Origin of the sequence: Planktothrix mougeotii LEGE 06226 (assembly GCF_015207485.1) — a bacterium.
GTDB lineage: Bacteria > Cyanobacteriota > Cyanobacteriia > Cyanobacteriales > Microcoleaceae > Planktothrix.
Genome location: NZ_JADEWU010000064.1, coordinates 17,678 through 32,275, shown reverse-complemented (window position 1 = coordinate 32,275; position 14,598 = coordinate 17,678). Strand labels below are relative to the sequence as shown.

General features: G+C 38.6%; 8 protein-coding genes. 6 read left to right on the top strand and 2 right to left on the bottom strand.

All coding sequences use genetic code 11. The features are described from left to right. The first annotated feature begins 249 nt into the window (after positions 1 to 249). The 3 genes from IQ236_RS20955 (at position 250) to IQ236_RS20945 (ending at position 3,193) form a co-directional block, all read left to right on the top strand. Positions 250 to 714 carry an ABA4-like family protein gene (locus IQ236_RS20955; protein WP_228041783.1) on the top strand — a complete coding sequence of 155 codons (465 nt, stop codon included), beginning with the start codon at positions 250 to 252 and terminating at the stop codon, positions 712 to 714. Positions 715 to 982: 268 nt separating this feature from the next. Then, on the top strand, positions 983 to 2,404 hold the full coding sequence (locus IQ236_RS20950; RefSeq protein WP_193871079.1) for a dihydrolipoyl dehydrogenase family protein: 1,422 nt from the start codon (positions 983 to 985) through the stop codon (positions 2,402 to 2,404). Between the two features lie 9 nt (positions 2,405 to 2,413). Continuing rightward, positions 2,414 to 3,193, top strand: a complete 780-nt coding sequence (locus tag IQ236_RS20945) for an endonuclease/exonuclease/phosphatase family protein (protein ID WP_193871078.1) — start codon at positions 2,414 to 2,416, stop codon at positions 3,191 to 3,193. A 111-nt stretch (positions 3,194 to 3,304) separates the two neighbouring features. Here IQ236_RS20945 and cobJ read toward each other — a convergent pair whose 3' ends face one another. After that, entirely contained in the window at positions 3,305 to 5,155 is a 1,851-nt protein-coding gene (gene cobJ, locus IQ236_RS20940; RefSeq protein WP_193871077.1) for a precorrin-3B C(17)-methyltransferase, read from the bottom strand. A gap of 174 nt (positions 5,156 to 5,329) precedes the next feature. On the opposite strand from cobJ, the gene IQ236_RS20935 reads away from it, so the two are divergent. Both IQ236_RS20935 and IQ236_RS20930 read left to right on the top strand, forming a co-directional pair. Continuing rightward, the gene (locus IQ236_RS20935) at positions 5,330 to 6,118 is read left to right on the top strand and encodes a hypothetical protein (protein ID WP_193871076.1); all 789 of its coding nucleotides are present in this window, start codon (positions 5,330 to 5,332) and stop codon (positions 6,116 to 6,118) included. 48 nt (positions 6,119 to 6,166) lie between these two features. After that, on the top strand, positions 6,167 to 7,252 hold the full coding sequence (locus IQ236_RS20930; protein WP_193871075.1) for a saccharopine dehydrogenase family protein: 1,086 nt from the start codon (positions 6,167 to 6,169) through the stop codon (positions 7,250 to 7,252). Between the two features lie 35 nt (positions 7,253 to 7,287). On the opposite strand, the gene IQ236_RS20925 is transcribed toward IQ236_RS20930, so the two are convergent. After that, positions 7,288 to 8,469, bottom strand: coding sequence for a tetratricopeptide repeat-containing S1 family peptidase (locus IQ236_RS20925; protein ID WP_193871074.1), 1,182 nt, complete (start codon positions 8,467 to 8,469; stop codon positions 7,288 to 7,290). Between the two features lie 654 nt (positions 8,470 to 9,123). Between IQ236_RS20925 and IQ236_RS20920 the strand changes: the two genes are divergently transcribed. Continuing rightward, complete coding sequence (locus IQ236_RS20920) at positions 9,124 to 14,559, top strand: CHAT domain-containing protein (protein WP_193871073.1); 5,436 nt, start codon at positions 9,124 to 9,126, stop codon at positions 14,557 to 14,559. Positions 14,560 to 14,598 lie beyond the last annotated feature (39 nt).

Here is a 14,598-nt window from a genome sequence, read left to right as displayed (position 1 = left end):
GGACTAGCTACGCATCCATTGGTGGGTTCTTTAACGCTTGCCGATAACGTAGTCAGTTAAGACTATAGCTGGTCAGCTATCCAAAGAGGAGGCATGAAGCCCCGTCTCTTCAGAGCGGGGTGCTGACAGTAATAAAGGGTCTAAATTAACTTGTCGATAGCATAACATAAATTTCCTAAAAAGTGGCTCGAATTTAAAAAATATTTTAAAATGAGAGGGTTTCAAGCGTTTATCCTCATCATTCTTACTATGACAATTCCTATTGACCAAATTTTCAATATTGCCAATCTGTTTGTGCTTCCTTTTTGGGCGTTAATGATTATTTTACCGAACTGGGGAGTGACCCGAAAAGTCATGGAGTCCTATCTTCCTTTTGTGTTGTTAGCGGTCGTTTATTTATATCTGTTTATTAGCAGTATTAACCCTGAAAATGCCGCAGCATTATCTAATCCAAAATTATCAGATATTGCCCATTTCTTTGCCGATGAAAACGCCGCAGCAACGGGATGGATTCACTTTTTAGTGATGGATTTATTTGTAGGACGTTGGATTTATTGGGATGGACAAAAAACGGGAATTTGGACAAGTCATTCCTTAGCCTTTTGTTTATTTGCAGGGCCCTTTGGATTATTATCTCATATTCTAACGAGTTGGATGAGTAAGCTGTTCTTTTCTCAACCCCAGTCTGATATTAATCCGGTATCAAATTCTTAGATAGCGAGAAACCGGGTTTCTGTCTTAATCTTTCCTGCATAATAGAAAGATAGCTGAAAAAACCCGGTTTCTGAGTCCCTACGTTGTATCGAGAAACCGGGTTTCTGTCTTAATCTTTCCTGTATAACAGAAATCTTGCTAAAGAAACCCGGTTTCTGAGTCCCCACAGTTGTATCGAGAAACCGGGTTTCTATCTTAACTTTTCCTGCATAATAGAAAGATAGCTGAAAAAACCCGGTTTCTGAATCTACAATTTTAAGGTAAAAATATGGCAGTTGAATATGATTTAGTGGTCATTGGTGGGGGTTCTGGGGGGTTAGTGGTTGCGAGTGCAGCAGCGCAATTGAAAGCAAAAGTTGCCTTAATAGAACGCGATCGCTTAGGGGGGGATTGTTTATGGTTTGGCTGTGTTCCCAGTAAGTCTTTAATTCATGCTTCACGAGTAGCCTATGAAGTCAAAAATGCAGCTAAATTTGGCATTTATACCGACAATTATAACATTAATTTTGCTCAAGCCGCAAGTCATGTTCAACAAGTTATTTCAACAATTCAACCTCATGATTCTCCTGAACGATTTGAATCTTTAGGGGTTGAGGTTATTTTTGGTGAGGGTCAATTTTTAGACAAAAAAACCTTTAGTATTAACGGACGTCAACTAACGGCTAGAGCTTTTGTCATGGCAACGGGTTCCCGTCCAGCTATTCCTAATATTCCAGGGTTAACTGAAGCGGGTTTTCTGACGAATGAACAGGTATTTTCTGTGCAAAATTGTCCTGAATCTTTAGCCGTTATGGGAGGAGGGCCAATTGGTTGTGAACTCGGACAAGCTTTTTCGCGGTTAGGGTCAAAAGTCACAATTTTATCGAGTCACAATCAAATTTTACCGAAAGAAGATCCTGAAGCAGCACAGGTGGTTCAAGATCAATTGTTATCCGAAGATATTATTATTTTAAATAATACCAAAGCAGAACGAGTTGAAATCGAAAATGGCAAAAAGAAAATTATTGCGGGAAACCATAACATTTTAGCTGATGAAATTTTAGTTTCGGTGGGGCGAGTTCCCAATATTGAATCCTTGAATTTAGAAGCGGCGGGTGTTACAATTAGTCAATCAGGAATTAAAGTTAATCATAAACTCCAAACTACTAATCCCCGTATTTACGCTTGCGGAGATGTGATTGGTGGGTATCAATTTACTCATGTTGCGAGTTATGAAGCCGTTGTCGTGCTAACCAATGCCCTATTTTTTCCGATTAGTAAAGTTAACTATCGTGTGATTCCCTGGGCTACTTTTACCGAGCCTGAATTAGCAAGAGTGGGGTTAACAGAACAGCAAGCAAAAGAACAGTATGGAGAGGATGTTTATGTTTTAAAACAACCCTTTTCTGGTGTTGATCGTGCCCTCGCAGAAGCAAAACCCCAGGGATTTGCTAAAATTATTACTAAAGGAAATGGGGAAATTTTAGGTGCTCATCTTGTGGGTTCATCGGCGGGAGAGTTAATTCATGAAATTGTTTTAGCGATGTCCCATCGACTTAAGGTTTCTGCCTTGACAGGAATTCATATTTATCCTACCTTATCAGAAGTTAATAGTAAGGCTGCCTTATTATTGAAAAAACAACAATATGCGAATAATAATTGGCAACAAAGTCTTTTACAACGTTTTTTTAATTGGAGGCGATCGCTGTAATCAAAGCTTATGAAAATTATCACTTTTAATATTCGTTATGATAAACCCGATCTGGGTAATAATGACTGGAAATTTCGTCGTTATGCGATCGCAAAATTGATTCAAAACTATGATCCAGATATCATTGCAACTCAGGAAGGAAAAGCGCATCAACTCCTAGATTTACATCGATTATTACCCAATTATCAAAGTATTGGGACGGATAAAATAGGAAATGGAACCGGAGAATATTGTGCAATTTTTTATCATCCTCAACGGTTTTATTGTGCCAACTCCCATGATATTTGGTTAAGTAACACCCCGAATTTAGTCGGAAGTATTAGTCCAGAATGGGGAAATAAAACCCCTAAACTCCTAAGTTGGGGAGTTTTTATCTCCAGGGAAACTCAACAACAAATCACAATTTTTAATACCCATTTAGATTATTACAGCGAACAATCTCGAAAATTGAGTATTCCCTTAATTCAAAACTATTTGAGTCAAGTTAATTCTCAAGAGTCTTTATTAGTGTTATTAGGAGATTTTAACGCTCAACCTGATAGCGAAGAACGCCAAGAATTATTAAAACCCCTTGGGAATGGTATTAAATTGTTAGATAGTTTATCAGATTCCCCTTTAACAACTCAACAAACCTTTCATAATTTTACAGGTGAAGCTATTGCGGCCGTCGATACGATTTATTATGATTATCGAATACAATTAAAATCTATTGTGATTGATCAAAATCAAAGGGAAGGGATTTGGCCATCGGATCATTTTCCGGTTATTGGAGAATTTAATTTACCCTAAATCATTTTAATATGAAATCTTTAAATGGACGCACACCACCCTCTAAGGGCGAGAGAACCTCGCCCCTACGATGGGCGATAATTTGTATATCAGATTTAAACTTCTGATTTCTTATTGTCCTAAATATCCCCTCGGTGTAATCATCCAATTTTCATAAATATCTGTACTTTGATTACCTATAATTACTGTTGTTAACATATCCACCGCATCAGGATTAAACTGTTCTAAAGTAGTTAAGGTAATTTCCTGATCACAACGATAGGCAGAACGAACCATTGCTACTGGAATATTGCCAGAACGAGCGTCTAAAAAAATGCGTTTAGCGGTGTGTAATTGCTCTGTACGAGTGCGCGATCGCGGATTATATAAAATACACACAAAATCTGCCTGGGCTGCCGCAATTAATCGGTTTTGAATCACCTCCCAAGGTGTTAATAAATCACTCAAACTAATCGCGCAGAAATCGTGCATTAAGGGTGCTCCCACCCGACTCGCTGCCGCCTGTAACGCACTAATCCCCGGAAACACCTGCACCATCGGAGTTTTGCCATCCCAACCCCTAGCCCGTAACTGTTCAAACACTAACCCCGCCATGCCATAAATGCCACAGTCCCCCGACGATACCACCGCCACCGTTAACCCCCATTGGGCCAAATCAATCGCCCGTTCTCCCCGTTGACGCTCTTGGGTAATGGGATAGGATTCAACAATCTGACCGGGACGCAATAAAGGCCGAATTAAGTCCAAATACAAGGAATAGCCAATCACCGCATCCGCCTGAACAATAGCGGTTTGCGCCGCAGGAGTAATTTGATCCAGTTCCCCAGGGCCAGTTCCCACTAAAAACAGATGGCCTGTGCGTCCAGTATATTCCTGTTCAGCTTGGGCAATAGCCACCGTTACCGCCTGTCCAATTCGGTTGGAGGTTGAAGAGGTTTGTAAATGATCTCGGTAAATTTGCTTAGAAACGAATAACGTTTTTACTCCTGCGGCTTGTAAGGCGGCGGCTTCGGCCACACTGGGAGTTCCCACTTCGGCTTCAACAATTTCAGAGGGGTTAGGAACGTCCATCTGGCGTAAAACTTCCGAGGGAAAGGTGCGTAACGGCCAATTCCGAGCTTCACACAATTCCACTAACCCGGCTTCATCTCCTTTAATATCCAGGGTGGCGATTCCTGCGATCGCTTCTTCCGCTAAATGATACTGTTGTAAAGCCTGCTCAATAGCTTTTTCAATCAAGGCTCTAGGGGTATTGCGTTCACAGCCTACACCCACCCATAAGACTCTGGGAAACCACTGAACTTGAGTTGTATTGGATACTCGACGTTGAGAACTAATACAGATGTGAAATTTCGCGTCTGAATTGGGGGTAAAATCAAACGGATGATCGGGGGGTAACGTTGTTTGCCATAACGTTGAACCCCCATCCTGAAGCACGTTAACTTGTTCTCCTCTGGCGATCGCCCCACTTACGGCTGTCCAATCTCCTGGCCCCTGTCGCCAACCGAAGGGAACCCCTAACAAATCTAGCGCCGGTAATCCTAAAGCGTTAGTCGCCCCTGTAATAATAGGTGTGGCGTTCAATTGTCGAGCTACTAAACGAGTCAGTTGATCAGCGCCGCCTTGATGTCCACTACAGAGACTGATGACAAATTTCCCAGTTTGATCCAGCACTACAACCGCAGGATCACTAGATTTATGCTGTAATAAAGGAGTAATTAATCGCACCACAGCACCAGCAGCTAAACCAAAAATAAACCCTCGGTGACTTGACCACAGACTTGCTAGGTGTTCCGATAGAGAGCCGGAATAGACTTGTGTTCCAGGTAAGGGGTGGAGTGTGTTGGGTATCCACAAAATGGCATTTAAACCTTGACAAAGGGGTTGAAGTTGTTGTAAAGCCTGGGGGGTGGTGGCAATAGCAGCAATGGGTTGAAAGGATTGAAATTGGGAAAAACTCATCGGTTGGGGTGACAACTATAGATTAGAATAAAGAACTTGTTTCTTTTTGATTGTAAATTGGGAAGACTCTGATTGATTCACAAAAAGTTGAGTCTTGATCAAGTGTTGAATGGGACAAAGCCTCGGATCAAGTGATCAATATTTTATTTTAGGTAAAAAGGCGGAGCATCTGTAATGGATCAGAAAACGGAATTATTATTAAAGTTAGATATTTTTAGAGAATTTTATACAGAAGAAGTCGAACTGATTAGTGAGTATTTTTCGATTCATAAGTTCTTTGATTTACAAGTAATTCTGCCCCAAACAGGTCAGGATTCCTCCTTTGGAATTATTCTATCTGGGGAAGTCAGCGTTATGGGAGATCAGATGGAAAATACCAGTCGCACCCCTGGAGATATTTTAGGGGAAACGGCATTTATCCAAGGCCGTCGATCAGATTTTATTGCGGCTAGTGATGGAGCGATCGCGATTATGACTTTTGATGATATTGAAAAGTTAAAATTAAAACAACCCTATGTCGCCGTTAAATTAATCAGTTTGGTCACTCGTAATCTGGTGAATAAATTACGAAAAAATCCCCCCGAAAATACAACGGAAATCATAGTATTATTGGCGGATAATCATTTATTTTCCGATTTGATTAATTTAGTCAAGGATCATCTTCATATTATTGAAAAATTCTCAATTATTACCTCTGATAAATTCAAGATTTTTTTAGAGGATACAACAAATTTAACCGTTAGCGAAGTCATTGAATCTCATTATTTAATTCTAGGAGAAACAGCCATTGGTTCCCGTATTTTATTAGATCAGGTTAAAGCGATTGTGTATCTACGAGATCCGACAACAAGCGAATCTAATCCCCCAGCTATTGAAGCTTTATCGAGGTTGTGTGACTTGCAGCAAGTTTTGTTTGCCACCAATTTATTAACGGCTAATGCTGTTTTTCAATATTTGGAGTAACCCCAAAAATTACATTAATTGAAATGAATTAAAAGGAGCTTAAAACCCATGAACAAGCAAGTTTTAATTTTAGGAGGTCGAGGACGAATTGGCAACAGTGTTGCTGAGGATTTAGCTCAACATACTGCTGCTGAGATTACCATTACCGGACGCAAAATAACCGGAAATATTGTCCTTAATCCTCGGTTTCAGGTGTTAGAATTAGATCTAGCCGATCAACAAAAATTAGAAACCGCGATCGCAAATTCCGATTTAGTCATCCACTGTGCAGGGCCATTTCATTATCGAGATACAAAGGTTTTGCAAGCTTGTATTCAACAGAAGGTTAATTATATTGATGTGAGTGATAATCGTGGATTTACGAGCCGGATTTTAGAGCATTCAGAAGCCGCTCAAAAAGCTGGAATTACCGCTATTATTAATACGGGTATTTTTCCCGGTATTTCTAATAGTATGGTGCGTCAAGGCGTTGAACAATTTGATCAAGTTGAAAAAATCCATTTAAGTTATGTCGTTGGGGGGTCTGGTGGTGCAGGAATTACCGTAATGCGAACCACCTTTCTAGGGTTACAACGTCCGTTTGACGTGTGGATAAACGGACAATGGAAAACCATTAAACCCTATAGTGAACGAGAAACCATTGAATTTCCTTCCCCCTACGGAAAAACAGGAGTCTATTGGTTTGATATGCCGGAATGTTTCACTTTAGTAGACTCTTTTCCAGCTAAAACAGTTATCACAAAATTCGGTACAGTTCCCGATTTTTATAATTATTTAACCTGGAGTGTTGCCCATTGGTGGCCCGCCAGTTGGTTACAAAATCCTGCTGTCATAGAGTTTCTCTCCCAAGTCAGTTATCGTATGACCAATGTTACGGATATTTGGAGTGGAATTGGGGTCGCTGTTCGCTCTTGTGTGACCGGAATAAAACAAGGGAAAACCGTTGATTACTGTTCAACAATTGTTCATGAAAATACCGCCACCATTGCGGGAATAGGAACTGGAACAATTGCAGAATTATGCTTAAACGGAGAACTCCAAAAACCCGGTGTTTGGCCTGTTGAACAAGTATTATCAACTCCCTTATTTGAAGCCGCCATGAACAACCGAGGCATTAACATTCAAACCTCGTAGGGTGCGTAAGCTCCGCGCACGCACCACCCTTAAATTTATCGTAACTCTTTAAGACGCTCTAACGCATCTTCATAAGAAGCTTTTCGGCCTAATTTATCATAAAGTTCAGCAGCTTTTTGGAAATCCGCGATCGCTTTTTCTTTATTATTTAATTGCAAATAAGCTAAAGCTCGATTATAATAAGCATCAGCAAAACCCGGATTTAAACGAATTGCTTCAGTGTAATCTTCTATCGGATTAGGAGCGCGAGTCGGTTCAATAATTCGAGTAGCCAAAAGGGTTCGAGCAATTCCCCGATTAAAATAAGCTTCAGGCGTATTCGGGTTTAATTCAATCGCTTGATTAAAAGAATCAATTGCATCCCAAGTTTCCCCTTGATCTAATAAGGTTAATCCTTGAAAATAATAAGCTTGATAACTTTGAGGATGATCTAAAGATACAGGACTCGCTTCCGGCAGTTTTTCATCAATGACTAAATCCGATGATTTTAAACCCGTTTCTAATAATTTTGTCATAAATAAATTAATCGGAATAGCCGCATTAAATCCCGTTTTAATCGGAGCCACATCCCCGGAACTGGTTTGAGCAAAACCAAATTCTCCCTGCCCATGTAACCCTACGACACGGGCTTCCGAATCGAAAACCGGCCCCCCACTCATCCCACTCCAAGTCACCGCTTGATAGCGTAAATTATAGCCTTCTGGACGATTTTTCGGGCGACTGGTGACTAATCCTGGGGATAATTCCGGTTCCCGTTCAACACCCGTTAATCCTCCCGTTGCTGGATATCCATACACATAAATTTGAGCCCCAATTACCGCCTGTTCAGAATTTCCTAATGTAGCCACAGGATATTGTTGAGAACTCTCAAATTGAATAATTGCTAAATCCGGTTCTCGGTCATCATTTTGTAACCGCATAATCTTCAAACTTGGATGGCTTTTACCATCAGAAGTTCGCACACTATATTCCACATTTGCATCTTCAACAACATGATTAACAGTCAAAACCGTGTAAATCTTACCATTTTTAGCAATAATTACCCCAGAACCATCTCCTAATTGACTATTAATTTGCACAGTAATGGGTTCGGCAATTGCTGCTACTTGTTGTGCTGTTTTTGCCATTACAATTGTTGATTGACTGACAACTATTGCAGCCACCGTTCCCGTCAGCAGATAAAGAAAGGAATCAGACGAAAATAACCTTAAACTCATGATTCAACTCCTATGTATAAATTCCCTTGATTAGCCATTATCCGTTATCCACTAGCTGTTAAAAATTAGGATAAAAATTAGCAAGAGGACAATATAATCCATAGACCAGGACTTACGCATTCATATCAAAGAAACCGGGTTTCTGACCCAGATTTTGTCGATGAAATCCAGATTTTTATTCAGAAACCCGGTTTCTGGGTAAATCCTATAGACGAAAATTCACTGGATTTGTTCATCATTTTTCTAATTTCTATTTTAAGCTAATACCAATTCACTGAAAACAATAGAACACTTCTGACTTCCTCCCCCTGTAGAGACTTGTATAGTCAGGGCTATTTCATTCTTAAAGTTTCTTATCCCTAGAGCCAAGATGCAGTGGGATGTTCAGCCAATATTTTCTCGTTTTTATGATCGATCTAATTTTTATATGAGATATCAATGTTATTTTGAACTTGAAAAATAACTTAATAATGAGATTATTTAACCTAAAGAAACTATAAAGAAAGGGCTTAAATCAATCAAAAAAATCTTACAATTATCTGAAAATAAAGGTCATCAGTTAGGTGATTTAGTGATCATTGCAAGGGATTGGGTTTTAGATCCAATGGTTTATGGCGCAAATGTTTAAGTTTAGTTAACTTGATTGAACTAACTATGTTTGAACGCTTTACACAAGAAGTAAACAACGCTCTTGATTTGGCTCACCATGAAACCAAAAACTTGAGTCATCGGGAAATGGGGACAACACAGCTTCTTTTAGGTTTAATTAGGCAGGAAAAAGGTTTAGCAGCGCAGCTACTTAGAGAGGCGGGAGTTACCTTAGAAAATGCCCGCCTAGAGGTTGAGACAATACAGGGACGAGGCGGAGGATCTTACAGCAAAATTTCTTACAGTTATTATACCACAGAGGTATTGGAATTTTCTGTGGAAGAAGCCGATCAGTTAAAGGACTCAGAAATTGACACGCACCATCTGCTGTTAGGTTTACTCAGGCAAACACAGGGAGGGGCAGTCAGGGTTTTGCAAAATTTGGGAGTTAAACCCAACGAGTTACGGACTCAAATTTTGCGTAAGTTAGCAGAGCAAGGTCATCCGACTGCATCCCAATTTTTGCCAAGTTCTCCTCCTGTTAATTCTAATGGAACAAACTCAAATACAGACAATTCGGTTCCTGTATCTCAGCCCATTAAAATATCAAGTTTACCTGAAGTTTCCGTTCCTGTACCTGAGCCAGTACAATTACCCGATCCTCCAAATGATATTGAACCCATTATAGAGGTTCCGGTTCCAACAAATCAAGAAATGGAGAAGTTTATATTTCAGCTAGTTAGGGTAACTTTTGAAAGTCAAGGAAATGAGGAAAATGTACACAATTTTTTTAGAGATAATTTAGATAAATTAAATCATAGGTTTCCTGATTTTTTGCGAAATTGGTGGCATTCTAAAGTTCCCCATTTTGATCCCAACCAAAAGCTAAAGTTAGCCAAGAGAATATTAGCAATTAGCAGTTTAATTAGAAAATTTGAGGAGGGAAGTCGAGAGATTAATCTGGAAATTGCGCTGACAGGATATAATATTGTATCTTCTGTTTTTACCGAAGCTGAATATCCTGAACAGTGGGCGATTATTCAAAATTGTCTGGGTTTGACTTACTTAGATCGAGTGCAGGGAAATCGACTAGAAAACTTGAAGCAAGCGATCGCGTATTTTACGGCTGCGTTGAGTGTTTACAATCAAGATCAATTTCCCAAACAGCGAAAAGTTATTCTCGGAAGTTTAAAAAAAACGACAACGGAAATTGGTAATTTATCAGGAACACAGGAGAACCTTGACATGATGCCTCAAAATTCAGAACGTATTCCAGCTTATTTAGATTTAATAGAACAATTCCTGAGAATGCCTCAAAGTCTGCATCAGGCTATTTTAGATGATAGCTCAGAACTGCTAGATCTCGGATTAGTTGAGATGATGAGAGCTAGAGGAGAAACGGAAAAAAATAGAGGGAATGTTCAGGATGGTGAGTTGTTAATTGCTATTGCAGAACAAATAAATCAAACATTACCCATACCTCCTGTTTCTGTAGAACTTTCGTTAATTGAAACAGAAATTTGTTCAGAAGATCAACCCGATGTGAAGTCTCTGCAAGGCGTTGAAAATTCCGAGGTAAAGATAGACACTGCTTCTGAGTTTTTACCCAATATTGCTCATCAGACAACAACCGTAACACCAGAACTACTGGAACCAACCCCACCCCAAAACCAAATCGATTTAATCTTAGAATTATTAAAGGGAAGCGAACAATTTACTGACCTTCTCTTAAATTTCATCTTTACTATTATGATAGGAGGGCCTGAACAATTTAATGCGGATTTGGCAAAGCAAGCAGAAAAACAAGCAATAATACTCGCTAATCAGGGACAAGTTAATGAAGCCATGCTTTTGCAACACCTGTCTGCTGAAATTCTCCAAGGCATTGAGTTAGATGATAATTTTATTCAAGCTAGTAGTGATCTTAAAAAAGCTGCTATTGAATTTAAGAAAATGGGAGTAAAAAACGTTCCTCAATTGATGACTAAAATCACTAAATTAGGTTTTGTTGAAGCTAATAAGAACCCCGAATTAAGAGATAACATCTTAAGTTATGGGATGTTTATGCAGGAATTAGGGGAGACGCTTTTTAAAGGTGAAGCCGAACCTAAAATTGTGTATCCATTGCTAGAAAATAATTTAGATAAACTGAATGATAATTTTATCCTACTTTGGCGAATATTTGTTAGTTCCATAATTTCAGAAGTAGACTCTAATTATGCGGAAAACATTGCTGGTACTAATATCATATTTGGTAACTTAATGACAGACTTTCCTAAAGGAGATAAAAGTACCAATTTAGAGATAGCTATTACCACTTTTGAAATTGCCAATCTGGTTTTGAAGCCCGATAAATACCCTGAATACTCGGCAGAACTTCAAACATCTTTAGGGCTTGCTTACTTTGATCGGGAGCGGGAAGAAAAGGCTAAAAATTATGAAACTGCTATTGAATATTGGCAACAAGCCTTAACAATCTGTGAGCAACAAGAAGATCTTCAACAACTAAGAGGAAAAATTAACTTTTACCTGGGTCTGGCTTACTTTGAAAGAATTGAAGGAAATAAACCTGAAAACTATCAGTTGGCAATCGATTATTTTAAATCTAGTTTAACAATCTTCACTCGTCAAGATTTTCCTGAACAATGGGCTGACATTAATCTAAGGCTGGGAATGGTCTATGGCGATAGTGTGATGAAAAAAATAACAGGAAATATAAAAACAGCAATTCACTATTTCCAAAGTGCATTAAAAGTATATAATCCAAAAACATCTCCTGAAGAATGGGCTTTAACTCTCTATCATCTGGGTATGGCTTATCTTGACTTAAATCAAGGAAAAACAGACAATGAAGAGAAAGCTATCTATTTTTTCAATAAAACTTTACAAGTTTACAACCCTGAATCTTATCCTCAAGAATGGGCTGGAACTCAAGGATCTCTAGGGGTGGCGTATATGCACCGTTTTAAAGGTGTTAAAGCCGATAATTTTGAGTTAGCAATTAAATATCTCAAGGAAGCTTTAGATAAACTTAGTCGAGATGCTTATCCCAAAAATTGGGCAGAAATCAATGGCAATTTAGGGATGGCTTATATTGAGCGCATTCAAGGCGGAAAAGCTGAGAACATAGAACTAGCAATCAATCATGCTCTAGCTGCTTTAGATATCTTTACTGCAAGTGAGTTTCCCGATGATATGGCACGAATAAAAAATATTTTAGGAGCAGCTTATTCTGATCGGATTCGAGGTGACATATCAGAAAATTTAGAACAGGCTATTAAACATTCCTCTGATGCTTTAGAAGTTTACAGCCATGTAAATGATCCAGAGAACATGGCAATGATTCAACATAACTTGAGTAGTTTTTACATTCAACGTATTAAAGGAAATGAGTCAGATAATATAGAAACAGCAATTGAATATTGTTTAGCGGCATTAAAGGTACGCACCCGTGAAAAATTTCCTCAACAATGGGCTAACACTCAGCATAATTTAGGAAAAGCCTATGGTAGCCGCATACAAGGTAATCCTTCCGATAATTTTGCTGCGGAAATACAGAGCTACTCAAATGCTTTGGAAATCTTTCAATTAGAAAAATTTCCTGAACAATGGGCTATGATCTACCAAAGTATGGGTATGACATATTTTAATAATATTTCTACGGGTAAAACACCCGAAGAAGTAAAAGAAAATTTAGACCATAGTATTAATTGCTTGGAAAATACGTTGAAAGTATATAAGCCTGAAGATTTTCCCCAAGACTACGCAAAAATCCAAGCTTTATTAGGAAAAGTATACCAAATTAAGGGGGAAACAGAGAAATCTTACACGGCATTTACTGAATCTATTGATCGGCTACAGTTGATCCGAGGTGAAATCATTAAAGGTTCTGGATTAGAAACAGATAAACAAAAACTAGCTGAAGAGTGGCATTTCATTTATCAAGATTTGGTAGAAGTTTGTTTAGCTGAAAACAAATTAGAAGAAGCCATTCAATATGTAGAACTCAGTAAAGCTCGCAACTTAGTTGAATTATTTGCAGATCGGAATATTTTGCCTAAAGGGAATTTTCCAGAAGAAACTATTGCAGAGTTAACCAAAATCCGCCGAGAAATAGTGAATGAACGAATCTTTCAAAGCAATAAAAGTAAGGGTGGTGTTAGTGAAATTATGTTGCATCGAGGTAGTGAAAACTTGAGTTATACACCTGTATATCAAGGAAATCGCTTAAACTCATTGCAACAAGAGCTAGAAGAGTTAATTCGAGAAAAAATAGCCCCTATAGATCCTAATTTCGTTTTTACTCAACAAGTTCAAGCGATTAGCTTCTTAGAAATACAAAAACTTATCCCCGATGAAAAAACTGTCATTATGGAGTTTTATATCACTAATGACGCTATTCATACATTTCTAATTAGTAAGCAGAGTGACAAACCTATTTATGTACCATCTACCCTAGAAAAGGTAAGGAATTTATTTGATTTTTGCTTTAACCGCTATTTTCGCAACTACTCAGAACAAAACGAAGTCTGGAAACAAGAATTTTTCATGCGATTGCAGCAATTAGCAGGGATTGTTGGTATTGATAAAATTATTAGTGAAATTTTTAGTAAAATTTCACCTGACTGTGATCAGTTGATTGTAATTCCCCATCGTTTCATGCACTTGTTACCGATTCATGCACTTCCTTTAGAAACAGGTGAATGTCTGCTGGAACGTTTCTCTAGGGGGATTCGTTATGCACCGAGTTGCCAGCTATTGCAACTTTCAGGTAATCCGAATAATCAAAAATTTGAGCAATTATTCGCTATTCAAAATCCTGATGAAACTCTATCATTTGCAGATATAGAGGTCAAAGCTATTAGCTCTCTATTTTGTGAAGAAAATATTCACATTCTGGCTCAGCAGAAAGCCACAAAAGCTGCTCTTTTTGAAAGAGCAATGCAAGAAAAATTGCGTCTAGCTGATTGCGTTCACTTCTCCTGTCATGGTACTTTCAAACTAGAATCTTCTTGGGAATCAGCCTTAACCTTAGCAGATTCAGACTTGACTCTGGGAGAAATTTTTGCTCTGGAACTACTCCGATGTCGTTTAGTTACCCTCTCCGCTTGTGAAACAGGTGTAGTAGATTTCAACAACCGCAGCGATGAATATATTAGTTTACCCAGTGCTTTCTTCTATGCGGGTGCTTCTAATGTTGTTGCAAGTCTCTGGACTGTTAACGACCTTTCCACAACTTTTTTAATGATTAAACTCTATGAAAATTTAACCCAAAAATTGAAAGAAACAAATGAATTAAATGTATCAATTGCACTTCGAGATGCCCAACTCTGGCTGAAACAAGTTGATCAGACACAATTAGAGGAATGGCTGCCTAATGTTCCCTTAACAAACCTCAATCACCAAGCACAATTAGAAGACTGGTTGAGTGACCTTGAACCTAACACTCAGCCTTTTCAATCTCCTTATCATTGGGCAGGTTTCTGTGCCATAGGTCAATGATAACCTTTGTAATTGATTCACTAACTGAGGACAAAAATT

Excerpts from the sequence above, each read along its gene's own strand:
- IQ236_RS20955 (WP_228041783.1), top strand. The coding sequence starts at position 250 with ATGACAATTCCTATTGACCAAATTTTCAATATTGCCAATCTGTTTGTG.
- IQ236_RS20950 (WP_193871079.1), top strand. The coding sequence starts at position 983 with ATGGCAGTTGAATATGATTTAGTGGTCATTGGTGGGGGTTCTGGGGGG.
- IQ236_RS20945 (WP_193871078.1), top strand. The coding sequence starts at position 2,414 with ATGAAAATTATCACTTTTAATATTCGTTATGATAAACCCGATCTGGGT.
- cobJ (WP_193871077.1), bottom strand. The coding sequence starts at position 5,155 with ATGAGTTTTTCCCAATTTCAATCCTTTCAACCCATTGCTGCTATTGCC.
- IQ236_RS20935 (WP_193871076.1), top strand. The coding sequence starts at position 5,330 with ATGGATCAGAAAACGGAATTATTATTAAAGTTAGATATTTTTAGAGAA.
- IQ236_RS20930 (WP_193871075.1), top strand. The coding sequence starts at position 6,167 with ATGAACAAGCAAGTTTTAATTTTAGGAGGTCGAGGACGAATTGGCAAC.
- IQ236_RS20925 (WP_193871074.1), bottom strand. The coding sequence starts at position 8,469 with ATGAGTTTAAGGTTATTTTCGTCTGATTCCTTTCTTTATCTGCTGACG.
- IQ236_RS20920 (WP_193871073.1), top strand. The coding sequence starts at position 9,124 with ATGTTTGAACGCTTTACACAAGAAGTAAACAACGCTCTTGATTTGGCT.